Annotated in this window: 20 protein-coding genes; 14 read left to right on the forward strand and 6 right to left on the reverse strand. The window is 67.2% G+C overall.

Annotated features, from left to right (window positions below; translation table 11 throughout):
* Positions 1-7 precede the first annotated feature (7 nt).
* From BAMB_RS00760 to BAMB_RS00770, 3 genes are read left to right on the forward strand one after another with little or no spacing between them, the layout of a single operon-like run.
* Positions 8-2509: a tetratricopeptide repeat protein gene (locus BAMB_RS00760; protein ID WP_011655671.1), complete on the forward strand. Its 2502-nt coding sequence runs from the start codon at positions 8-10 to the stop codon at positions 2507-2509.
* On the forward strand, positions 2506-4992 hold the full coding sequence (locus tag BAMB_RS00765; protein ID WP_011655672.1) for a tetratricopeptide repeat protein: 2487 nt from the start codon (positions 2506-2508) through the stop codon (positions 4990-4992). The genes BAMB_RS00760 and BAMB_RS00765 overlap by 4 nt, the downstream gene beginning before the upstream one ends.
* Positions 4989-7253 carry an O-linked N-acetylglucosamine transferase, SPINDLY family protein gene (locus tag BAMB_RS00770; RefSeq protein ID WP_011655673.1) on the forward strand — a complete coding sequence of 755 codons (2265 nt, stop codon included), beginning with the start codon at positions 4989-4991 and terminating at the stop codon, positions 7251-7253. Before BAMB_RS00765 ends, BAMB_RS00770 begins: the two co-directional genes overlap by 4 nt.
* 145 nt (positions 7254-7398) lie before the next feature.
* Here the strand turns inward: BAMB_RS00770 and BAMB_RS00775 are convergent, their stop codons facing one another.
* The 3 genes from BAMB_RS00775 to BAMB_RS00785 all read right to left on the reverse strand — a co-directional run bounded on the left by BAMB_RS00775 (position 7399) and on the right by BAMB_RS00785 (position 10170).
* Positions 7399-7695 carry a flagellar protein FliT gene (locus tag BAMB_RS00775; RefSeq protein ID WP_011655674.1) on the reverse strand — a complete coding sequence of 99 codons (297 nt, stop codon included), beginning with the start codon at positions 7693-7695 and terminating at the stop codon, positions 7399-7401.
* Positions 7696-7730: 35 nt separating this feature from the next.
* Entirely contained in the window at positions 7731-9158 is a 1428-nt protein-coding gene (gene fliD, locus BAMB_RS00780) for a flagellar filament capping protein FliD (RefSeq protein ID WP_011655675.1), read from the reverse strand.
* Positions 9159-9345: 187 nt separating this feature from the next.
* The gene (locus tag BAMB_RS00785; RefSeq protein ID WP_006751066.1) at positions 9346-10170 is read right to left on the reverse strand and encodes a flagellin domain-containing protein; all 825 of its coding nucleotides are present in this window, start codon (positions 10168-10170) and stop codon (positions 9346-9348) included.
* Between the two features lie 541 nt (positions 10171-10711).
* On the opposite strand from BAMB_RS00785, the gene rpsU reads away from it, so the two are divergent.
* Positions 10712-10924 (forward strand): 30S ribosomal protein S21, encoded by a 213-nt coding sequence (rpsU, locus tag BAMB_RS00790; RefSeq protein WP_006401410.1) that lies wholly within the window; start codon positions 10712-10714, stop codon positions 10922-10924.
* Between the two features lie 254 nt (positions 10925-11178).
* Here rpsU and BAMB_RS00795 read toward each other — a convergent pair whose 3' ends face one another.
* Entirely contained in the window at positions 11179-11784 is a 606-nt protein-coding gene (locus BAMB_RS00795; RefSeq protein ID WP_011655676.1) for a DNA-3-methyladenine glycosylase I, read from the reverse strand.
* Positions 11785-11925: 141 nt separating this feature from the next.
* Here BAMB_RS00795 and BAMB_RS00800 point away from each other — a divergent pair, with 141 nt between their 5' ends.
* Positions 11926-12807 (forward strand): glucosamine kinase nucleotide-binding domain-containing protein, encoded by an 882-nt coding sequence (locus BAMB_RS00800; protein ID WP_011655677.1) that lies wholly within the window; start codon positions 11926-11928, stop codon positions 12805-12807.
* Between the two features lie 290 nt (positions 12808-13097).
* Positions 13098-13931, forward strand: coding sequence for a Cof-type HAD-IIB family hydrolase (locus BAMB_RS00805; protein ID WP_012362821.1), 834 nt, complete (start codon positions 13098-13100; stop codon positions 13929-13931).
* A gap of 105 nt (positions 13932-14036) precedes the next feature.
* Here the strand turns inward: BAMB_RS00805 and aqpZ are convergent, their stop codons facing one another.
* Positions 14037-14777, reverse strand: coding sequence for an aquaporin Z (gene aqpZ / locus BAMB_RS00810; protein ID WP_011655679.1), 741 nt, complete (start codon positions 14775-14777; stop codon positions 14037-14039).
* Between the two features lie 298 nt (positions 14778-15075).
* Between aqpZ and BAMB_RS00815 the strand changes: the two genes are divergently transcribed.
* Positions 15076-15372, forward strand: a complete 297-nt coding sequence (locus BAMB_RS00815; protein ID WP_006751072.1) for an H-NS histone family protein — start codon at positions 15076-15078, stop codon at positions 15370-15372.
* A gap of 103 nt (positions 15373-15475) precedes the next feature.
* On the opposite strand, the gene BAMB_RS00820 is transcribed toward BAMB_RS00815, so the two are convergent.
* Positions 15476-16540 carry a glycosyltransferase family 4 protein gene (locus BAMB_RS00820; protein ID WP_006751073.1) on the reverse strand — a complete coding sequence of 355 codons (1065 nt, stop codon included), beginning with the start codon at positions 16538-16540 and terminating at the stop codon, positions 15476-15478.
* 666 nt (positions 16541-17206) lie between these two features.
* On the opposite strand from BAMB_RS00820, the gene flhD reads away from it, so the two are divergent.
* From flhD to cheW, 7 genes are all read left to right on the forward strand, one after another.
* Entirely contained in the window at positions 17207-17527 is a 321-nt protein-coding gene (flhD, locus tag BAMB_RS00825; RefSeq protein ID WP_006751074.1) for a flagellar transcriptional regulator FlhD, read from the forward strand.
* A 95-nt stretch (positions 17528-17622) separates the two neighbouring features.
* Positions 17623-18177, forward strand: a complete 555-nt coding sequence (flhC, locus tag BAMB_RS00830; RefSeq protein ID WP_011655680.1) for a flagellar transcriptional regulator FlhC — start codon at positions 17623-17625, stop codon at positions 18175-18177.
* Between the two features lie 179 nt (positions 18178-18356).
* Positions 18357-19217, forward strand: a complete 861-nt coding sequence (gene motA, locus BAMB_RS00835) for a flagellar motor stator protein MotA (RefSeq protein ID WP_006762546.1) — start codon at positions 18357-18359, stop codon at positions 19215-19217.
* A gap of 13 nt (positions 19218-19230) precedes the next feature.
* Complete coding sequence (gene motB / locus BAMB_RS00840) at positions 19231-20250, forward strand: flagellar motor protein MotB (RefSeq protein ID WP_011655681.1); 1020 nt, start codon at positions 19231-19233, stop codon at positions 20248-20250.
* A 179-nt stretch (positions 20251-20429) separates the two neighbouring features.
* Positions 20430-20807: a response regulator gene (locus BAMB_RS00845; RefSeq protein ID WP_006755772.1), complete on the forward strand. Its 378-nt coding sequence runs from the start codon at positions 20430-20432 to the stop codon at positions 20805-20807.
* A 33-nt stretch (positions 20808-20840) separates the two neighbouring features.
* Positions 20841-23075: a chemotaxis protein CheA gene (gene cheA, locus BAMB_RS00850; RefSeq protein ID WP_011655682.1), complete on the forward strand. Its 2235-nt coding sequence runs from the start codon at positions 20841-20843 to the stop codon at positions 23073-23075.
* 48 nt (positions 23076-23123) lie between these two features.
* Entirely contained in the window at positions 23124-23639 is a 516-nt protein-coding gene (gene cheW / locus BAMB_RS00855; RefSeq protein WP_011655683.1) for a chemotaxis protein CheW, read from the forward strand.
* Positions 23640-23664: the final 25 nt, after the last annotated feature.

Raw genomic sequence — 23664 nt, forward strand, 5'->3', positions numbered from 1 at the left:
GCGCGCGATGGAGCCGATTGAACTGCAATTGCGCGCGGCGCTCGCGCATCACGAGGCTGGACGTCTCGGGGAAGCGAAGGCGTTGTACGACGCGATCCTGCACGCGGAGCCCGGGCAGCCCGATGCGATGCACTTCCTCGGGCTGCTCGCGTGCCAGCTGAAGCAGTACGACGCGGGCCTTGCCCTGATGGAGCGCTCGCTAGCCGCGCGGCCGGACGCGTCATATTTCAACAACCTCGGCAACATGCTGCGCGAATGCGGGCGGCTCGACGACGCGATCGCGCACTACCGTCGCGCGGTGGCGTTGCGTCCGGACTATCCGGAAGCGCACAACAACCTCGGCAACGCGCTGCGCGACGCGCGCGATCCGGCCGAGGCGATGCAGAGCTGTTCGCGCGCGATCGAATTGCGTCCCGGTTATGCGGAGGCATACAACAACCTCGGCAACGTGCTGCAGGACCTGGGCGAGCTGGATGCGGCCGCGGCGAGCTACGGCAAGGCGATCGCCTTCCATCCCGCGTATGCGGAAGCGCACAGCAACCTCGGCAACGTGCTGCGCACACAGGAGCGGCACGCGGACGCGATCGTTCATTACCGCCGCGCGATCGAATTGAGTCCTGCGCTGCCCGCCGCGTGTCACGGCCTCGGCCTGTCGCTGTGGGCGCTCGGCGAACTGAGCGAAGCCGTGAGCGTGCTGGGCGCCGCCGCGGCCGGGTCCGACGACGCGAGCCTGCACAACAACTACGCGGGCGTGCTGCGCGACGCGGGTGACCTCGACGCCGCCGCGGCGCACTACGCACGCGCGATCGCGCTCGATGCGTCGCTAGCCGCCGCGCATGCGAACTTGAGCGGCGTGCGCCGCCGTCAGGCGCGTTATGCGCAAGCGCTCGTGCATGCGCAGGAGGCGATCCGCATCGCACCGCATCTCGCCGATGCGCACAACCAGGCGGGCAACGCTCACCACGGCCTGGGCGATCTCGTCGCGGCGCAAGCGTGCTACCGCACCGCGCTCGAGCTGAATCCGGCCGACAGCGGCACGTGCCACAACCTGTCCGTCGTGCTGCTCAAGCGCGAGCGGCACGCCGATGCGCTCGCGTATTGCCGGCAGGCGCTGGCGGGCGGCCGCCCGACCGTGTCGATGTACGTGAATCTTGGCGACATCCTGCGTGCGCAGGGCAACGTCGACGCCGCGGTGCCCGCGTATCGCGATGCGCTTGCGCTGGTGCGCGACGACGCGAGCGACGATGCGGCGGAGGTGCTCGGCCGCCTGCTGTTCGCCGCCGCGGCATCGGCGACCGTATCCCCCGCCGACTATCTGAATGACGCGCGCCGCTACGGCCGCCACCTCGCGGCGCGTTCGACGCGCTATACGCATGACGTGCGCGCACGCGCGGCCGACGCGCTGCACCGCCCGCTGCGGGTCGGCTTCGTATCGGGCGACTTGCGGCAGCACCCGGTCGGGATCTTCGTCGAAAGCGTGTTCGCGCATCTCGATCGCACGCGCGTTGCGCCATACGTGTACACGACGTCGGACGAAGCGGACGCGATCACCGCACGGCTGAAGCCGCATGCGGCCGTCTGGCGTTCGATCGCCGGTTGCGATCCGCGAGCCGCCGCCCGCACGATTCACGACGACGGCATCGACGTGCTCGTCGACCTCGCCGGCCATACGCAGGCGAGCGGCCTGGCCGCATTCGGCTGGAAGCCGGCGCCCGTGCAGGCGAGCTGGCTCGGCTTCTTCGCATCGACGGGCTGCGACGCGATCGACTATTTCATCGGCGACGCGCGGACGTTGCCGGCCGACGAGGCGCATCACTTCGTCGAGCAACCGTGGCATTTGCCGGACAGCTACCTGTGCTTCACGCCGCCGTCCGACGACGTCGCAGTCGGCCCGCTGCCGATGGCCGCGAACGGCCACGTCACGTTCGGCTGTTTCGGCAAGCTCGTGAAGCTCGGTGACGACGTCGTGCGCGTGTGGTCGCGCGTGCTGGATGCGCTGCCCGGTGCACGGCTGTTGCTGAAGGCGCGCGAGCTTGAACAGGCGGCGGTGCGCGACGCGACCGCCGCGCGCTTCGCGCGGCACGGGATCGACGCGAGCCGGCTGCTGTTCGACGGCGCATCGCCGCGCGCGGAGTATTTCAACGCGTACAACCGGATCGATGTCGCGCTGAGCCCGTTCCCGTACCCGGGCGGCACGACGACGGCCGAAGCGCTGTGGATGGGCGTGCCGGTGCTCGGGATGAAGGGCGGACGGTTCGTCACGCACATCTGCGAGAGCCTGCTGCACGCGGCCGGGATGCCCGACTGGATCGCCGGCGATGAGGACGACTATGTCGCGAAGGCGGTCGCCGCCGCGCAGGGCGGCGCGCGGCTGGCGGCGTTGCGCGCGACGCTGCGCGAACGCACGCTCGCGTCGCCGCTGTGCGATGCGGCACGCTTCGCACGCAATCTCGAAGATGCCTTCGCCGGCATGTGGACACGCTATACGGAAACGGCACAGACAGCATGAACGATATCCAGCAGGCCCTGCAGGAGGCCCTCACGCACCATCAGGCCGGACGTCTCGGGGAAGCAAAGACGCTGTACGACGCGATCCTGCACGCTCAGCCCGGGCAGCCGGACGCGATGCACTTCCTCGGGCTGCTCGCGTGCCAGCTGAAGCAGTACGACGCGGGCCTCGCGTTGATGGAGCGCTCGCTCGCCGAGCGACCGGACGCGTCGTATTTCAACAACCTCGGCAACATGCTGCGCGAATGCGGGCGGCTCGACGACGCGATCGCGCACTATCGTCGCGCGGTGGCGTTGCGTCCCGACTATCCGGAAGCGCACAACAACCTCGGCAACGCGCTGCGCGACGCGCGCGATCCGGCCGAGGCGATGCGGAGCTGTTCGCGCGCGATCGAACTGCGCCCCGGCTACGCGGAGGCATACAACAACCTCGGCAACGTGCTGCAGGACCTGGGCGAACTGGATGCGGCCGCGGCAAGCTACGGCAAGGCGATCGCCTTCCATCCCGCGTACGCGGAAGCGCACAGCAACCTCGGCAACGTGCTGCGCGCACAGGAGCGGCACGCGGACGCGATCGTCCACTACCGCCGCGCGATTGAACTGAACCCTGCGCTGCGCGTCGCGCATCGCGGGCTCGCCATTGCGCTGCGGGCGACCGACGATTTCGACGGCGCGCTCGAGCATGCGCGCGCGGGGCTCGAACCGGACGATGCGGAAGGCCATTGCATGCTCGGGCGGTCGCTGCGCAGCATGAACGACTTCGACGGCGCGGCGCGCTTGTTCGAGCGCGCGTGCGAGATCGATCCCGGCTACGCGCCGGCATGGTGCCGGCTCGGCGAGCTGCGTTGCCAGCAGGGCGAATACGAGGAATCCCTGCGCCTGTGCCGGCACGCGATCGAACTCGATCCCGAACTCGCGGATGCGTACAACTTCCTCGGTCTCGCGTATCACAACCTCGACCGGATGGCGGCGTCGGAGCTGAGCCATCGCCACGCGATCGACCTGAATCCGGACGACGCGGACGCGCACCACAATCTCGCGGCCGCGCTGTTCCGTCTCGACAAGCTCGACGAGGCGATGAGCGAATACCGGATCGCGCAGGAACTCGGCGTCGATCCGGTGAAGATTCAGCTGACGCTCGGCGACATCCTGTGGGCCAAGCGCGATTTCTCCGGTGCGGTCGCGGCGTTCCGCGAAGCCGTCGAACACGATCCGCATCGCGCTTACGCGCGGCTGCTGTTCAACATGTCGAGCTCGCCGGCGTTCGCGCCCGAGGAGTGGGTCGTCGATGCGCAGCGCTACGGCGACTACCTGGCGCGCGACGCGCGGCTGCTGTCGCATGACCGCGAACAGCGTGCGCGGCAGGCGCGCGGCCGGCCGTTGCGCGTCGGCTTCGTGTCCGGCGACCTGCGTCAGCATCCGGTCGGGATTTTCCTCGAAAGCGTGCTCGCGCATCTCGATCGCACGCGCATCGAGCCGCATGCATACGTGACCTTCGTGGTGGAAGACGACGTGACCGCGCGGCTGAAAACGGGCTTCGCGAGCTGGAAGAAGCTCACGTGCCTGAATCGCGACCAGGCCGCGCGGATGATCCACGACGACGGCATCGACGTGCTCGTCGATCTGGCCGGCCACACCAACTGGAGCGGGCTGCCCGTGTTCGCGCACCGGCCCGCGCCGGTGCAGGCGAGCTGGCTCGGCTTCTTCGCGACGACCGGCTGCCGCGCGATCGACTACTTCATCGGCGACCCGCATACGCTGCCGGCCGACGAGGCGCATCACTTCGTCGAGCAACCGTGGCATTTGCCGGACAGCTACCTGTGCTTCACGCCGCCGGCTTACGACGTCGCGGTCGGCCCGCTGCCGATGGCCACGAACGGTGGCGTGACGTTCGGCTGCTTCGGCAAGCTCACGAAGATCAGCGACGACGTGATCGCGCTGTGGTCGCGCCTGCTGCACGCGCTGCCCGATGCGCGGCTGATGCTGAAGGCGCACGAGCTCGGCGCGAGCGACCTGAACCGCGCGACGCTCGAGCGTTTCGCGCGGCACGGCATCGGCGCGCATCAGCTGATCCTCGAAGGCGGTTCGCCGCGCGCCGAGTATTTCAACGCGTACAACCGGATCGACATCGCGCTGAGCCCGTTCCCGTATCCGGGCGGCACGACGACGGCCGAAGCGCTGTGGATGGGCGTGCCGGTGATCGGGATGAAGGGCGGCCGCTTCGTCACGCATATCTGCGAAAGCCTGCTGCATGCGGCCGGGATGGGCGACTGGATCGCCGCCGACGAGGACGCGTATCTCGCGAAGGCGATCGCGTTCGCGGGCGATCGCGACGCGCTGGCGGCATTGCGCGCGACGCTGCGCGAACGCACGCTCGCGTCGCCGCTGTGCGACGCGGCGCGTTTCGCACGCAATCTCGAGGATGCGTTCCACGGGATGTGGGCGCGCTACGTGGCCGGCGACACGGACGGCGCACGCACATGACGGGCGCTGTCGTGGAACGGTTGAACGCGGCGTTCGTGCACCATCAGGCCGGGCGCTTCGACGACGCTCGCATGCTGTACGAGGCGATCCGGCGCGACGAGCCGGATCAGCCGGATGCGACGCACTTCCTCGGGCTGCTCGCGTGCCAGCTCGGCCAGTTTCCGGCCGGCCTCGCGCTGATGGAGCGCGCGATCGCGCTGCGCGCCGATCCCGTCTACCTGAACAACTTCGGCAACATGCTGCGCGCGCACGGCCGGCTCGGCGATGCGATCGGCGCGTACCGGCGTGCGATCGCGCTCGCGCCCGACTATGCGGAAGCGCACAGCAACCTCGGCAACGCGTTGCGCGACGCGGGCGACGCGGACGCCGCGATGCTGAGCTGCGCGCAGGCGCTCGCGCTGCGCCCCGATTACGCGCCGGCGTTCAACAACCTCGGTAACGCACTGCAGGACAAGGGCGAACTGGACGCCGCGGCGCGCGCGTACGAGAAGGCGATCGCACTCGATCCCGGCTACGCGCAGGCCCGCTTCAACCAGGGCAACGTATTGCGTGCGCAGCGCCGGCCCGACGAGGCGATCGCGTGCTACCGCGAAGCGATCGCGCTGCAACCGCACCTGCATGCCGCGCATCACGCGCTCGGCGTGCTGCTGTTCGAGCGCGATGATCGCGAGGCCGCGATCGCGAGCCTCACCCGCGCGGCGGAATCGGGTGAAGCGGACTGCCTGTTCCACCTCGCGGCCGCGCTCGAGCGTGCAGGCGATCTCGACGGCACGGTGGCGAGCCTGCGGCGTGCGCTTGCCGCGGCGCCCGATCGTGCGGACCTGCATCACCACCTCGCGCAGACGTTGGTCCGGCAGGGCAAGCGGCGTGAAGCGCTCGACAGTTGCCGGATCGCGCTGTCGCTGCCGAACCCGACCGCGCAGATGCACGCAGTGATGGGCGACATCCTGTGCGCGATGTGGCACCTCGATGCGGGGCTCGCGAGCTACGATCGTGCGCTCGAAATCGATCCCGCGTTCCGCAACGCACACTCGGGCCGCATGTTCCACGCGGCCGGCACCGACCGGCTGTCGCCCATGCAACTCCTCGAACGCGCGCGCGAATTCGGCGCGCGGATGGCCGCGCAGGCGTCGCCGCGTACGCATGTGCCGCGGCCGGCCGCCGGGCGCGTGTTGCGTGTCGGGTTCGTGTCCGGAGACCTGAAGTCCCATCCGGTCGCGGTGTTCCTGCTGAGCGTCGTCGCGGCGCTCGATCCGTCGCGCATCGCGGCGGTGGCCTACGCGACGCAGTCGGTGGAGGACGACACGACTGCGGCGCTCAAGCGCCATTTCGCGCTGTGGCGCGACATCACCGCGCTCGATGATCGCGCGGCCGCCGACCTGATCGTGAATGACCACATCGACGTGCTGGTCGATCTGAGCGGCCATACCGCGTCGAACCGGCTGCCGTTGTTCGCATGGAAGCCGGCACCGGTGCAGGCGACCTGGCTCGGCTATTTCGCGACGACCGGCATCGCCGCGATCGACTACGTGATCGGCGATCGCCACGTGCTCCCCGACGACGAAGCGCATCACTTCGCCGAGCGGCCGTGGCGGCTGCCCGACAGTTACCTGTGCTTCACGCCGCCCGCACAGCCGCTCGACGTCGGGCCGCTGCCGGCCGAGCGCGAAGGTGTCGTCACGTTCGGATGCCTGAACAATGCGAACAAGATCGGCGACGCCGTCGTCGCGCTGTGGTCGCGCGTGCTGCATGCGGTACCCGGTTCGCGCCTGTTGCTGAAGTCGGCGCAGCTCGACGAAGCCGCGCTGCGCACGAGCCTCGCCGCGCGCTTCGCGGCACACGGTATTCCGGCAGAGCGCCTGCTGCTGCGCGGCGGATCGAAGCGGCTCGCGCACATCGCCACGTACAACGACATCGACATCGTGCTCGATCCGTTCCCGTATCCGGGCGGCACGACGAGCATGGAAGGACTGTGGATGGGCGCGCCGTTCATCACGCGGCGCGGCGACCGCTTCCTGTCGCATATCGGCGAAAGCATCCTGCATACGCTCGGGATGCCTGAATGGATCGCGGACAACGACGACGACTATGTCGCGAAGGCGGCCGCGTTCGCGCAGGATCTGCCGCATGTCGCGGCCGTGCGGGCCGGGCTGCGCGAGCGGCTGCTGCGCTCGCCGCTGTGCGATGCTCCGCGCTTCGCCCGCCATCTCGAAGCGGCGTTCGCGCAGATGGTCGACGCGGCGGCGGTGGCCGCGCGCTAGTCGATCCGGCACGGTGCGGATTTGCATCGTGCCGGCATCCGTGCCGTTTCTTTTTTCTTCACGCAAAAAAATAGCCGCCCGAAGGCGACTAGACGTTACGACATCGGCGCACGCTCGACGGCGGCGCGCGTTGTTGTTCGGGGGCTTACAGCATGCCGGTCGCCTGATAGAGGCCGGCCGCGCGAATGCGCTCGCGCGATGCGGTGAATTGCTGCGCGAGCTGATCGCGATCGGCCTGCGCGTCCTGCGCGATCGACGCATCGATCTCCATGATCCGCCGGATCGTGTCGAGCGCTTCCGGCGTCTGCTCGGGCGATAGCCCCATCAACAGCGGCGAGCGCGCGTCGGCCAGCGCCGCGACGCGTTCCCAGTCGCGCAGCGCGGTGGCCGACTGCATCGCGTGGGTCAGATGGAGCGCTTGATTCAGCGTATCGGTCGTCATGGTCGTCGTCCGGATGCGGCCTGCGAACAGGCGGCTTACTTGTTGGTGGCGAGCGCGCCGGCGCTGTTCGTGCCGCCGAACAGCTGCGTCAGATACTTCGTGTTGTTCGCCATCGTCGCCATCAGGTTGTTCAGCGCGGTGAACTGCGCGTTGTACTGCGCGGTCAGCTGATCCGAATAGTTCTTCAGCTGCGTCGCCTGGTTGGACAGGTTCTTCAGGTCCGCATTGAGCGCCGTGGTGCGCTGGTCGATCAGGCCGTTCGCCTGCGTGTACGTGTTGACCAGCTTGTTCAGCGTCTGGCCGACGCCGTTCGTCGTGTTGAACAGCGCGGCGACGGTCGGGCTGTTCGACGTGAGCGCGGTGTTCAGCGCGGTCGAGTCGACCTGCAGCGTCCCGTCGGCCTGCAGGTTGATGCCGATCGCCGCGAGCGAATAGGTCGTGCTCGGGCTGCCCGTCTTGACGCCGCCGCTGATCGCGGTCGCGAGGCCGCTCGAGATCGTGTTGAGCATCGCGTCGCCGAGCAACGGACCTGCCGTCGACGTGTTCGGATCGTACGACGACAGCGACTTCGCGGTCGTCACGTAGCCGTTGTATGCGTTGACGAATGCGTTGATCGCGCTCGTCGTGGCCGTCGTGTCCTGCGACAGCGTGACCGTCTGGGTCGTGTTCAGCGCGGCCGGCGTCAGGTTCAGCGTGACGCCCGTCAGCACGCCCGACACGCTGTTGGACGCGCTGCTCACCGGCGTGCCGTCGACGGTCAATTGCGCGTCCGCGGCCTTGGTCACGGTCGAGTAGCCCGACGTCAGCTTCGCGTTCACGCCGGTGCCGCTCACCGACACCGTGTTGGCCGCGCCGGTGTTGTTCGACTGGATCACGAGATGCTGACCGTCCGAGCCAGTGATGACCGACGCGGTGACGCCCGGGTTGCCGGCCGTCGTATTGATCGAGGTCGCGATGTCGGACAGCGACGCGCCGGCCGCGACGTTGACGTTGAATGCCGCGTTGCTGCCGAGCGTGATGCTCAGCGAGCCGGCCGCGATCGTGTCCGACGCCGTGATGCCCGCCGACGACAGCTTGTTCGCGGTCGCGAGCTGCGTGACGTTGACCGCGTACGAGCCGGCTACCGCCCCGCCGCCGTTCTTGACCGACGCGGTGATGCCGGTGCCGCTCGCGGTCGCCGCGAGGCCGCTCAGCGTCGAGCCGTTCGCGAGACCGGCGATCGCGGTCTGCAGCGCGGACAGCGCCGATTTCAGTTTGCCGACCGCGGACAGCTCGGTGTTGTCGTGCGTCTGCTTGGTTGTGAGGGTTTGAGTCTGACCGGCGGTCTTGGCCGTGACCAGCGCGGACACCAGCGAACTGACGTCGAGCGTCGAATTGGTCGCGCCGCTGATGATCGATTGTCCGGCCTGCGCCAGAAGACTGCCGATATCGGTCGTGCTCGTGCTCGTGCTCGTCGTGGTCATGCGGGTGCTCCAGTCGTTTGCGCGGTTGCGCGCGTTCCGGCGGGTCGCCGTGCTTCGATTTCAATGCAAGCAGGGAGGCAAGCCTCCCTGGAGTGTCGGGTCCGGTGTACCGGACCGGCGCCGTCGCGCGCCGCAACGCGGACGACGCCGTGCGCGCGGGCGGCGAGCCCGGCGCGGATGTTCCCGATTACTGCAGGAGCTTCAGGACCTGCTGCGGCAGCGAGTTCGCTTGCGCGAGCACCGAGATGCCGGCTTGCTGCAGCACTTGCGCCTTGCTCAGGTTCGCCGTTTCCGTCGCGAAGTCCGCGTCGGTGATCTGCGAACGCGCTGCGCTCATGTTGGTTGCCTGCGTTTGCGTCGTCGTGATTGCAGCCTGGAACGTGTTCTGTGCTGCACCCAGCGTTGCCTGGAACGTGTTGACGTTCTTCAGTGCCGTGTCGATTGCCGTGATTGCCGACTGTGCGCTCGTCTGGTCGCTGACCGTCAGGCCGCTCAGGCTCAGGCCTGCGCCCGTGCTCGTCCACACGGTCGCGCCGAAGTTGACGGCGACGGTCTGGTTCGCCGATGCGCCGACCTGGAACGTGACGTTGCCGGCGTTGCTCAGGATGGTCTGGCCGTTGAACGTCGTTTGCGTTGCCACGCGGTCGATTTCGCCCAGACGCGTCGTGACTTCAGCTTGCAGGTTTGCACGTGCGTTCGAGTCCAGCGAGCCGTCGCCGGATTCGACTGCCAGCGTACGGATACGCTGCAGGTTGTCGACGGTCGACTGCAGCGCGCCGGCTGCGGTCTGGATCATCGAGATACCGTTGTTCGCGTTCGAGACGCCTTGCGTCAGCGCGTTGATCGCGGCCGTTTGCGTCGTCGAGATCGCGAGACCTGCCGCGTCGTCGGCTGCCGTGTTCACGCGCTTGCCCGACGACAGGCGGTTGATCGCTTGCGACAGGGCGCTTTGCGAGCCCGACAGGTTCGTCTGCGTCGTCAGCGAAAGGATGTTGGTATTGATGTTCAGCATTTGCTTCCTCTTTTTGGAAAATGCCTGAGTACAGACAGGGTCGTTTTCGGCGTTGCGCTTTATCGCGAGTGGCGCTGCCCGCCTTTCCTGGTTGACGGCGGCACCCGGCGAAAACTTTAGAGAGATGTTCGAGGAAATTCGGGACCGAAGAGTCGCGTCGCCGCGAAGTCCGCGTCCGGCGTGGCTGGCAGCGATTTCGGCCGGGCTGCGTGCGGGTCTCGTTGGGCGGCTCGTGTGGCCGCGCCGCGTCGGACGGCGAACCGGCATCGACAAAAGGATGGTTTTGTCTGTGATTTCCTGATATGATGGCGGGCTGAATTGAGATTTTCTGTCACGCCTGTGCCGTCTCGGCATTCTTGCTGGCAGTCAAACGCGGCGCTGCACGTGGCTTGTGAAGCGTACCCGCGGTGCTTTCCGCCTCTCTTTTCCGGCCTCCGAGGCCGTATTTCCGCTCGTTTCGCCTGTTGTGGGGACGCCCGGATGGCCGGTGCGTGGCGCTTGGCCGCTACGTTTTTGACCGTTTAAGCAATTTAGGAACGACATGACGACGATTCTTCTGAAAGAAAACGAGCCGTTCGAAGTGGCGATTCGCCGCTTTCGCCGTGCTATCGAAAAAAATGGCCTGATCGCTGAACTGCGCGAACGCCAGTCCTACGAAAAGCCGACCGCAGTCCGCAAGCGCAAGAAGGCAGCAGCCGTCAAGCGCCTGCACAAGCGCCTGCGCAGCCAGATGCTGCCGAAGAAGCTCCACTAAGAGCGTCTGTCGGTTCGCCGCGAAACGGCGGAGCGTGCTTCGAAAGAAGCCGCTCCGCCGTTTTGCTTTTGGGGGGTGGGAATGGGCTTCGGGGCTGGGGTTTTCCCGGCGACGGCGGTTCAGCACGTTGTCGATCGATGCGCGCGGCGTCACGTCGTGGCAGGCGATGCGTGGCAGGTAGCGCGCCGGCATTGACGACCAGGAAGCCCGGTGCGGCGAAGTCCCGCCGGCCGCGCGCAGCGGCGCCGTCGCCGTCAGCCGGTCTTGCGGCGCCGTGCCGGCTGCTGCTTGCCGCCGAGCGCCGCGCATTTGGCGTGACACGGGCAGCCGGCCTCGTGGTCGTTGACCATCCCGGTTGCCTGCATCAGCGCATAGCAGATCGTCGAGCCGACGAACTTGCAGCCATACGCCTTCAGCGCCTTGCTGAGCGCGTCCGACTGGGCGGTCGACGCGGGCGCGTCGCGATACGACTGCCAGGCGTTCTGCACCGGCATGTGATCGACGAACGACCACAGGAAGTGCGCGAGCGACCCGTGTTCGTCGCGAATGCGTTGCACGGCCAGTGCATTGGTCACCGCGGACTGGACCTTTGCGCGATTGCGCACGATGCCGGGATTCTCGAGCAGCTTCTCGATGTGCTTCGGCGTGAAGCGCGCGACGGCGTCGACATCGAAGTCGGCGAACGCCTCGCGATAGCCGGCGCGCTTGTTCAGGATCGTCGACCACGACAGCCCCGCCTGCGCGCCTTCCAGAATCAGCATTTCGAACAGGTGGCGATCGTCATGTGACGGCACGCCCCACTCGGTATCGTGATAGTGAGCATCCGCTTCCGTCTTTACCCAGTTGCACCGCTGCGACATCATCCGCCTCGTTCCAGTGTCGATTCGATCGTGCCAGCATAGCGGAAGGCCCATTCACGGCATAGCTGGCCGAACGGCAGATGGGCGTGCGGCGCCGATCCGGTTAAGCTTGGCGCCTGTTCGAATCAGCAGGATCAACGCATGACGGCATTACTTTTTGCGATCGGCATCGACGGCGGCGGCACCGGCACCCGCGCGGTGCTGGCCGACCGGAACGGGCGCGAGCTCGCGCAGGGTCGCGGCGGCCCGTCGGGCCTCGGCCTCGGCATCGAGCGGGCGTGGGCGTCGATCGGCGCGGCCTGTGCCGACGCATTCACGCGGGCCGGGCTCGCATTCGACTGGGCGCAGTGCGCGCTCGGCTGCGGGCTGGCGGGCGTCAACAATGCCGCGTGGCTCGCCGCGTTCCGCGCGCAGGCGCCGCTCGGCGCGCTGGCGGTCGAGAGCGACGCCTACACGACCGTCGTCGGCGCGCACGGCGGTGCGCCGGGCCTCATCGTCGCACTCGGCACGGGCAGCATCGCGGCGGCGCTTGATGCGGCGGGCGACTGCCGCATCGCGGGCGGTTTCGGCTTCCCGTCCGGCGACGAAGCGAGCGGCGCGTGGCTCGGGCTGCGCGCGCTGGCGTACGCCCAGCAGGCGCTCGACGGTCGTGCGCCGCGCGACGCGTTCGCCGGCGCGCTGCTCGCGGAGACGGGCGCGCACGATCGAGACGCACTCGTCCAGTGGTCGTGCGATGCGAACCAGACGATCTATGCGCGCCTCGCCCCGATCGTGCTCGCGCACCGCACCCATCCGTATGCGGCCGCGCTGATCGCGCAGGCCGGCGACGAGATCGGCAAGATGATCGACGCGCTCGATCCGCAGCAGGCGCTGCCGGTCGCGCTGTGCGGTGGGCTGGCCGACGCGCTTGCACCGGCCGTGCCGGCACGTCACGCGAGCCGGCTGCGCGCGCCGCTCGACGATTCCGCGCACGGCGCGTTGCAGCTCGCGCTGCAGGCGTTGCGGGCGGCTGAAGCGGGGTGAGTGGTTTGAGGAGGCCGGGCGCGGTGCGTGGGCTGGGCTGACCGGCTGGAGCAGGTGGGCGAGCTGAGCGGACTGCGCAGCGCGAGCAAACCGAGCAGCCCGAGCAGCCCGAGCAGACCAACCGGATGGCAAGCAAGCCGGCCACTCCGAACGGGCAACGCGCGCAAGCCTAAACGGCTTGAAACCCCTCTCCCCGCCCCACCCCCGTTCGACCAACCGCCCGACGCCCCACCGGGCGCGACGTTAAAATGGCGGTTCCGCAGCATCCTGCGCGCCATTTCCCCGCTCCCATGTACAAAGTCATCGCCACCGATCTCGACGGCACTCTGCTGAACAGCGACCATCAGCTCGATCCGTACACGATCGAGACCGTCCGCCGGCTCGATCGCGACGGCCTGCAGTTCGTGATCGCGACAGGCCGCCATTACGCGGACGTCGCCGGCATCCGCGACGTGCTGGGCATCCGGCCGTACCTGATCACGTCGAACGGTGCGCGCGTGCATGCGCCGGACGACACGGCGATCCATGCGCAGGACATCGACCCCGCGATCGTCCGCGGCCTCGTGCAGCCGGGCGTGACCGGCGCGCACGGGCGCGTGATCGTCAACCTGTTCACCGACCGCGGCTGGCTGATCGACCGCGAAGCGCCGCACCTGCTCGAATTCCACCAGGATTCGGGTTTCCGGTACGACGTGATCGACATGGCCGCGCACGACGGCGCGGACATCGCGAAGGTGCTGTACATCGGCGAGCCGGCCGATCTGGCGGTGGTCGCCGAGCAGATGCGCGTGCAGTTCGGCGATGCGCTGTACGTCACGTACTCGCTGCCCGACTGCCTCGAAGTGATGACCGCGAACGTGTCGAAGGGCCGCGCACTGCGCGCGGTGCTCGCGCGGCTCGGCGTCGATACCGGCCACTGCATCGCGTTCGGCGACAACATGAACGACATCGACCTGCTCGAAACGGCCGGTCACGCGTTCATGATGAACAACGCGAATCCCGACCTGATCGCGCAGCTGCCGCACATCCCGCGGATCGGCAACAACTTCGACGCGGGCGTCGCCCGCCACCTGCGCACGCTGTTCTCGCTCGAGGACACCGTCGACGGCGTCGCCGCTTCCTGAGCGCAAATGAAAAACGGGCGCCAGCGGCGCCCGTCCAAATTACCTGCCTCGATGTTCTTCGCCAGCGTGAGGCTCGCTGTTCTGCTCGCGTCACCCCGTAGTGTTTTATTCGCTTGTGCGAGCGGATGCGGGCAGCAGGTCGACGGCGTTGTCACGCCCCGCGACCAGCGGATAGATGATCCCGGCGATGGCCGCACCGATGATCGGCGCGATCCAGAACAGCCACAGCTGGCCGATCGCCTCGCCGCCCACGAACAGCGCGGGGCCGGTCGAGCGGGCCGGGTTCACCGACGTGTTGGTGACCGGGATCGAGATCAGGTGAATCAACGTCAGGCACAGGCCGATCGCGATCGGCGCGAAGCCGGCCGGCGCGCGCTTGTCGGTGGCGCCGAGAATCACGAACAGGAAGAAGCCCGTCATCACGACTTCGCAGATGAACGCCGCGCCGAGCGAGTAGTGGCCGGGCGAGCGCTCGCCGAAGCCGTTCGTCGCAAAGCCGCCGCCGACGAGGTCGAAGCCCGGCTTGCCGGTCGCGATCAGGTACAGCACGAACGCACCGAGCGTCGCGCCGACCACCTGCGCGACGATGTACGGCGCGAGATCGCGTGCCGGGAAGCGGCCGGCGACCGTCAGTCCGACACTCACAGCCGGATTCAAATGGCAACCCGAAATATGGCCGATCGCGAATGCCATCGTCAGCACGGTCAGGCCGAATGCAAGCGCGACGCCGGCAAAGCCGATGCCGAGGCCCGGAAAGGCGGCGGCCAGCACGGCGCTTCCGCACCCGCCGAGCACCAGCCAGAACGTGCCGAATGCCTCTGCAGCCAGACGCTGAGAAAGATTCATGTAGGGACCTCGTTCAAGTGGGTTGAAGACAAACGGGCGGGCGGATGATTTATTCCGCCGCCCGGAATTGGTCTGGATTATAGGAAATGAATCGGGTTCAAGAGGGTCAACGATTGTTAAATTTGAATGCTGGCGAATGGCCTTTATTAGAATAAGTCCGCATTCTCCATATAGCCAAATCGGTTAAAGATGGCAGCATTAATTTTGAAGAGCAGGGCGGCAGTGCGGACGACGTAACGGGTGTTGGTGTTCCGGCCGGACTCGCCGGAGCCGCATCATGGAAAAAGGGAGTCGAAAAATGTCTCAATACGCGAAACTCAAGGCGCAGATCGCCGATCTGCAAGCTCAGGCGGACGACGTGCGCCGTCAGGAAGTGGCGACGGTGATCGCCGAAGTCCAGCGAATGATTGCCGAATATGGCCTCACGGCCCAGGATCTGGGCTTCGTGGAGCGCGCGCGGCGCGGGCGTCCGCCGAAAAAGGCGCCGCTGCCGCCGAAGTACCGCGATCCAAAGTCGGGTGCAACCTGGAGCGGACGCGGCAAGCCGCCAAATTGGATCGTCGGGAAAAACCGCGATCGTTTCCTGATCGAATGACCGCGCAAAAAGAAAGAGCCGCATCGACGATGCGGCTCTTTGGTTTTTCCGCGCCGATTTCGGCGCGAATTTTACGGAATATTTCCTGACGAATTTCGCGGCGTCAGGCGCCCGCGACCTGGCGCAAGGTCGGCCGTTTTGCCGCCGTGCAAAGCGATTCGTAGGTTTCGACGTAACGGCGCGCCATCGCTTTCGAGCTGAAACGCGTATCGAAGCGTGCGCGGATCGCGTCGCGCGACAGGCTGTCGATCCGGTGCAGCGCGCCGACCGCGCCCTGCACGTCCTCGACGATGAAGCCCGTCACGCCGTCCTCGATCACTTCCGGCACCGAGCCGCGGTTGAACGCGACGACCGGCGTGCCGCAGGCCATCGCCTCGATCATCACCAGGCCGAACGGCTCCGGCCAGTCGATCGGGAACAGCAGCGCTTTCGCGCCGGACAGGAACGCGGGCTTCTGCGCCTCGTTGATCTCGCCGATGAATTCGACATGCGCCTCGCCGAGCAGCGGCTCGATCACTTCCTTGAAGTAGTCGGCGTCGGCCTTGTCGACCTTCGCGGCGATCTTCAGCGGCAGCCCGCTTTTCGCGGCGATCCGGATCGCCGTGTCGACCCGCTTTTCGGGACAGATCCGACCGAGGAACGCGAGGTATTCGGGCTTCACGTGCGGCTGCGGCGTGAGCAGCGTGTCGGGCAGCCCGTGATAAACGGTGCCGGCCCACGCGGCCTGCGGCAGCGGCTTGCGCTGCGAATTCGAGATCGAGACGACCGGCGAATTCGGGAACGCGTCGAACACCGGCTGCAGCTCCGGCAGGTCGAGGCGGCCGTGCAGCGTCGTCACGTAAGGCGTGTCGAGGCGCGACATCAGCGAGAACGGCAGGTAGTCGAGGTGGAAGTGCAGCACGTCGAATTCATGCGCGACACGGGCGACCTGCTCGATCAGGCGCATATGGGGCGCCATCGAATCGCGGATCGACGGGTCGAGCCGCAGGGCGCGCGGCCATGCCGCCTCGAGACGGGCCGACGTGACGGAGTCGCCGCTGGCGAACAGCGTCACATCGTGGCCGAGCTCGACGAGCGCCTCGGTGAGGTAGGACACGACACGCTCGGTGCCGCCGTAGAGTTTGGGCGGGACAGCTTCGTAAAGCGGCGCGATCTGGGCAATACGCATGGGCGTTCTCCGGTGTCGACCGGCGTGGGCGCTCGATGCGCATGCCGGTCCGATACAAGGTTACGGAACTCGCCGACGCACGCTCTGAGCGGTACGTGGCCGGGTCCGGGGCAGGATGCGCCGGACGCCGGGCGGCAAGCTGCGGGGGCGGGGCGGTGCGCCTCACGCCGCCGCCCGTTTGAGTCCATTATCGATATCGCCTAGAAGGGTTCGAGTGTTTTTTCAAACACTTAAGGCTTGTTACACCGTGAAATACGAGAAAACCCGGATAAAAAGGGTCCGGAATCATCACGCGAGACAGACGCAACTATTGTTGCGCTATCGTGAAAAACCACTATAATTTTTACCGATTCACCGCCGGCAGCCTTGCCGGACGGCCTCCAGCCGGATTCGTCCCATGCGGAACCGCATCTCCGACGAATTCGCGCCCCTATTTGCCCCGCCTTTTGTCCCCTTTCAATTCGCCTTGTCGGAAAAATTCCTACACGGTTTACAGACAAATCCTGCGCGGCATACGCCACTTCGCTGATACCGACATAAATGCGGTTTGGCCAAAATTCGCCCTGTAAGACTGATAAACGTGCCGGCGGAGCTTAGTAGGGCCCGACCGAGCAAACGTTTTCATAACATGAAAGGCCAACAGCAAAGCTCTTTAACGGGGGAATCATGAGCGCCACCAGCGAAATGCTCAGTGAGATCAAAGAGGTCAACCTGTCGTACCTCCTCCTCGCGCAACGACTGCTGCGGGAAGACAAAGCGATGGGGATGTTCCGCATGGGCGTTTCCCAGGAACTCGCCGACGTGCTCGCGAACCTCACGCTCGCCCAGACCGTGAAGCTCGCCGCGTCGAACCAGATCCTGTGCCGTTTCCGCTTCGACGACCACGCGTTGCTGTCGTCGCTCGCCGACAAGGGTCGCAGCGACGTCGTCACGCACGCGCACTCGGCCATCCTGATGGCCGGCCAGCCGGTCGAAAGCGTCCGCTGATCCTTTTTTCGCCTTGCGTTCGTCCCGGCGCGCCGCGCCGGCGGGCGGCGTATTGGCCACTCATCCGAACCACGTCAAGCGGACAGTTATTCACCATGGCAAGCAAAAGCGTCGTGATCGAGGTGAAGGAAATCACCCTCGCCATCGAACTGATCGAACTGGGCGCCCGCCTGCAGCTGCTGGAGGCGGAGACGAGCCTGTCGCGCGATCGCCTGATCAAGCTGTACAAGGAGCTGAAGGGCGTGTCGCCGCCGAAGGGGATGCTGCCGTTCTCGACCGACTGGTTCATGACGTGGCAGCCGAACATCCACTCGTCGCTGTTCTACAACATCTACCGGTTCATGCAGGACCACGGCCGCTGCGATCCGATCCAGTCGATCGTGAAGGCGTACCGGCTCTACCAGGAGCACGTGAACCTGTCCGGCGACGAGGCCGCGCTGAGTCTCACGCGCGCATGGACGCTCGTGCGCTTCTTCGACTCGGGGATGCTGCAGATGACCCCGTGCACGCGCTGCGGCGGCCACTTCGTCGCCCATGCGCATGATCCACATCAAGGTTTCGTGTGCGGCCTCTGCCAGCCGCCGTCGCGCGCCGGCAAGACCCGCAAGGCCGCCGCCGCGCGCGCCGAACTGGCTGCCGCCGCGGCCTGAACGGCGCCGGGCGGGGCCGAGCGGCAGCGGGACGGCTGCCGCGGCCCGCGCGAACCGGCCGGGGCTTGCTGGTAAACACCGCCGCGCCACCGCGGCGCCGCCGCGAAAGTTTTCCTGCCGACTGCCGTAAACCTGATTAACGGCGGTCTCCCCGCCGGTTCTTTCGTGAGGGACAGGCAGTGCTGATTATCGTGGGAACACTCGTGACGCTGTTGTCCGTCTTCGGCGGTTATGCGCTGGCAGGCGGGCATCTGGGCGCATTGGTCCAGCCGCTCGAGATCCTGATGATCACCGGCGCGGGCGTCGGCGCGTTCATCCTCGGCAACGGCATGAAGACCATCAAGGCGACGCTGCTCGTGCTGCCGACGCTCTTCAAGGGCTCGAAGTACACGAAGGACGTCTATATGGAGCTGATGGCGCTCCTGTACGTGCTGCTCGCGAAGGCGCGCAAGGAAGGCACGCTGACGCTCGAGGCCGACATCGACGATCCGGACAAGAGCCCGATCTTCACGCAATACCCGAAGATCCTCGCCGATCGCCACATCGTCGAATTTCTGACCGACTACCTGCGCCTGATGGTGGGCGGCAACATGAACGCGTTCGAGATCGAGAGCCTGATGGACGAGGAGATCGAGACGCACCACACGGAAGGCGAAGGCCCCGCGCACGCGCTGATGCGCGTCGGTGACGCGATGCCGGCATTCGGGATTGTCGCGGCCGTGATGGGCGTCGTGCACACGATGGCGTCGGCCGACAAGCCGCCCGCGGTGCTCGGCGCGATGATCGCGCAGGCGCTGGTCGGCACGTTCCTCGGGATTCTGCTGTCGTACGGGCTGATCGGGCCGCTCGCGAGCCTCGCGGAGCAGCGCGTCGCCGAGTCCACCAAGATGTTCCAGTGCATCAAGGTGACGATCCTCGCGAGCCTGAACGGCTATGCGCCGGCGATCGCGGTGGAGTTCGGCCGCAAGGTGCTGTTCTCGACCGAGCGTCCGTCGTTCACGGAGCTCGAAGAGCACGTGCGCCGCGTGAAGGCAAAGTGACGCGGAGCGTTCGATGAGCAATGGCAAGGATCGCGCGATCGTCGTGAAACGGGTGGCCCCGCAGAAGAAGGGCCATCACGGCGGCGCATGGAAACTCGCGTATGCGGACTTCATGACCGCGATGATGGCGTTCTTCCTGCTGATGTGGCTGCTGAGCTCGGTCACGCCGGTGCAGCTGAAGGGAATCGCCGAGTACTTCAACACGCCGCTGAAGGCCGCGCTGTTCGGCAGCGGCGATCGCAGTTCGCAGGACTCCAGCATCATCAATGGCGGCGGCCGCGACCTGTCGAGCGCCGACGCCGGCACGCTGCGCCGCACCGACGGCACGACGTCGCTGGCCGATCGCGTCGCGAAAGCGGGCGACCAGAATTCGCGCGCACAGGCGCAAGGCGCGCAGGACCGGCTCGAACAGGCGCGCCTGCACGACCTGCAGATCAAGCTGATGGCGGCGATCGAGGCGAACCCGACGCTGCGCCAGTTCAAGCAGCAGATCCGCATCGATTCGACGCTGATGGGGCTGCGCATCGAGATCGTCGATTCGCAGAAGCGGCCGATGTTCGCGATGTCGAGCGACCACGTCGAGCCGTACATGCGCGACATCCTGCGCGAGATCGGCAAGACGCTGAACGACGTGCCGAACCGGATCATCGTCCAGGGCCACACCGACGCGGTGCCGTACGCGGGCGGCGAAGGCGGCTACAGCAACTGGGAGCTGTCGGCCGACCGCGCGAACGCGTCGCGCCGCGAGCTGATCACGGGCGGCATGGACGAGTCGAAGGTGCTGCGCGTGCTCGGCCTCGCGTCGACGCAGAACCTGAACAAGGCCGATCCGCTCGATCCGGAAAACCGTCGGATCAGCGTGATCGTGCTGAATCGCAAATCCGAAGACGCGCTGATGCGCGACGACGCGACGACCACGACGCTGTCGGCCGACGCGGCGGGCTCGAAGCTGCTGGCCCAGCAGCTCGGCGGCCCGACGCCGGCCGCGCGACCGGAGCTCGCGAGCGCCGTCGCCGTGGCGCCGAAACCCTGACGTTTCCCCGATTCCGAGACACGCATGAAACGATCGACACGCTCACTTTGTTCGCTGCCCCCCGAGGGGGCGCTCGGCCGCCCACGGCCGGCTCTGCAAAGCCGGCCGGACGCACAGGCGCGAAGCGATGCTCCGCGCATTGCCTGCTGCGCCGTCGCGGCGGCCCCGCGGAGGCTCACATGATCCGGACCATTCTCGCGATCGACGACTCCGCGACCATGCGTGCGCTGCTGCAGGCGACGCTCGCGCAGGCCGGCTACGACGTGACGGTGGCGCCGGACGGCGAGGCCGGTTTCGACATGGCGGCCACCGTGCCGTACGACCTGGTGCTGACCGACCAGAACATGCCGCGCAGGAGCGGGCTCGAGGTGATCGCCGCGCTGCGCAAGCTGAGCGCGTACGCGGACACGCCGATCCTCGTGCTGACGACCGAAGGCAGCGATGCATTCAAGGACGCCGCGCGCGAAGCGGGCGCGACCGGCTGGATCGAAAAGCCGATCGACCCGGCCGTGCTGGTCGACCTGGTCGCGACGCTGTCCGAGCAGACGGCCTCCTGACATGAACGCGACGAATCCAACCGGTGACCGGGCATGACTCTCGACATCACGCAGTTCTACCAGACCTTTTTCGACGAAGCCGACGAGCTGCTCGCGCAGATGGAGCAGCTGCTGCTGAACCTCGACGTCGGCTCGCCCGACCCCGAGGACCTGGCCGCGATCTTTCGCGCCGCGCATTCGATCAAGGGCGGCGCCGCGACGTTCGGCTTTTCCGCGCTGACCGAGACGACTCACATCCTCGAGTCGCTGCTCGACCGCGCCCGCAACCATGAGCTGACGCTGACCAAGGAAATGGTCGATGCGTTCCTCGAAACCAAGGACGTGCTGTCCGACCAGCTGGTCGACTATCGCGCGAGCGCGGAACCGGACGCGGCGGCCGCCGCGACGATCTGCGCGAAGCTCGAACGCCTGAAGGCCGAGAGCGGCGCGGGTGCGCCCGCGGCCGACGACGTCGCGCCGGCCGTGGCGGCCGTGGCGGCTGCACCGGCGCCGGCACCGGCCGCCGGCAGCAACGGCGCGCCCGATCACGTGGTCGAGCAGGCGGTCGCCGCCGCACATCCGGCGGCCGACGTCGGCGCGGACGGCCCGCACCTGAAGATCACGCTCGTCGGTGTCGACCCGAAGGACCAGGCACTGCTCACCGAGGAACTCGGCAATCTCGGCCGGATCGTCGGCCGCGAGGAAGCGGGCGCCGACCTCACACTGTGGCTCGAATCGGACGTGTCGTCCGACGACATCACCGCCGTGTGCTGCTTCGTGATCGACGACAGCCAGATCCGCATCGCGCGCGGCACCGCGCCGGCCGCACCGGCGGCGCCGGCCGCCGCGCCGGCCGCCGAATCGTTAGCCGCGCCGGCCGCCGCGCCGGAGCCGGCCGCGCGGGTCGAGGTATTCGCACAAGCCCCCGGTGCCGCACCGGCCGCCGCCGCACCGCAGGCCCAGCCGGGCGCTGCCGTGCAACCGGCGCCGCAGCCGGCACCGCAACCGCACGCCGAACCCGCGGCGCCGGCCGCCGCCCATCACGACGACAAGCGTCCGCGCCCGGCTGGCGCCGCAGCGGGCGCCGAAGGCAGCTCGATCCGCGTCGGCGTCGAGAAGGTCGACCAGCTGATCAACCTGGTCGGCGAACTGGTGATCACGCAGGCGATGCTCGCGGAAACCGCGAGCGCGTTCGATCCGGCGCTGCACGACCGCCTGTTCAACGGGATGGCGCAGCTCGAGCGCAATGCGCGCGATCTGCAGGAAGCGGTGATGTCGATCCGCATGATGCCGATGGACTACGTGTTCAGCCGCTTCCCGCGGCTCGTGCGCGACCTGGCCGGCAAGCTCGGCAAGCAGGTCGAGCTCGTCACGTTCGGCCAGGCGACCGAGCTCGACAAGAGCCTGATCGAGCGGATCATCGACCCGCTCACGCACCTCGTGCGCAACAGCCTCGATCACGGGATCGAAACCGTCGACAAGCGCGTCGCCGCCGGCAAGGACGCGGTCGGCCAGCTCGTGCTGTCGGCCGCGCATCACGGCGGCAACATCGTGATCGAGGTCAGCGACGACGGCGGCGGCCTGAACCGCGAGCGGATCCTCGCGAAGGCCGCGAAGCAGGGCATGCAGGTGTCCGACAACATCAGCGACGACGAAGTGTGGCAGCTGATCTTCGCGCCGGGCTTCTCGACCGCCGAGACCGTGACCGACGTGTCGGGCCGCGGTGTCGGGATGGACGTCGTGAAGCGCAACATCCAGTCGATGGGCGGCCATGTCGAGATCTCGTCGCAGGCCGGCCGCGGCACGACCACGCGGATCGTGCTGCCGCTCACGCTCGCGATCCTCGACGGGATGTCGGTGAAGGTCGGCAGCGAGATCTTCATCCTGCCGCTGAACTTCGTGATGGAGTCGCTGCAGCCGTCGAACGACGATATCTACACGGTCGGCAACGGCGAGCGCGTGGTGCGCGTGCGCGGCGAATACCTGCCGCTCGTCGCGCTGCACGAGGTGTTCTCGGTCGAGGACGCGCGCACCGATCCGACCCAGGGGATCGTCACGATCATGGAAACCGAGGGGCGCCGCTTCGCGATGCTGATCGACGAGCTGGTCGGCCAGCAGCAGGTGGTCGTGAAGAACCTCGAAACCAACTACCGCAAGGTGCACGGCATCTCGGCGGCGACCATCCTCGGCGACGGCAGTGTCGCGCTGATCGTCGACGTCGCGGCGCTGAACCGCGAAACCCGTGCGATGCACGGCGCCCGAGTCGGCGCCGAGCTCGCGATCTTCTGACTCTCGCCATTCAACCGATTGGGGGCACACGTGTCTGCTGAAGTCCAAATGATCAATCCGGCCGCGGCGAACGCGGCTACCAGAGGCCGCGACGCCGCGCATGGCGATGCGACGGGGCAGGAGTTCCTCGTCTTCACGCTCGGCGACGAGGAATACGGGATCGACATCCTGAAGGTGCAGGAAATCCGCGGCTACGACAGCGTCACGCGCATCGCGAACGCCCCGGAGTTCATCAAGGGCGTGATCAACCTGCGCGGCATCATCGTGCCGATCGTCGACATGCGGATCAAGTTCCATCTCGGCCGCGTCGAGTACGACCACCAGACCGTCGTGATCATCCTGAACGTGTCGAACCGCGTGGTCGGGATGGTGGTCGACGGCGTGTCGGACGTGCTGACGCTGCAGACGGACCAGATCATGCCGGCGCCGGAGTTCGGCGCGACGCTGACGACCGAGTACCTGACGGGCCTCGGCACCGTCGACGGCCGCATGCTGATCCTGATGGACATCGAGAAGTTGATGTCGAGCCGGGAAATGGCGTTGATCGAGACGCTCGGCGGATAAGTGCGCCGCGCACGCAGGAATTTCG

It is taken from the genome of Burkholderia ambifaria AMMD (assembly GCF_000203915.1).
Classification (GTDB): domain Bacteria; phylum Pseudomonadota; class Gammaproteobacteria; order Burkholderiales; family Burkholderiaceae; genus Burkholderia; species Burkholderia ambifaria.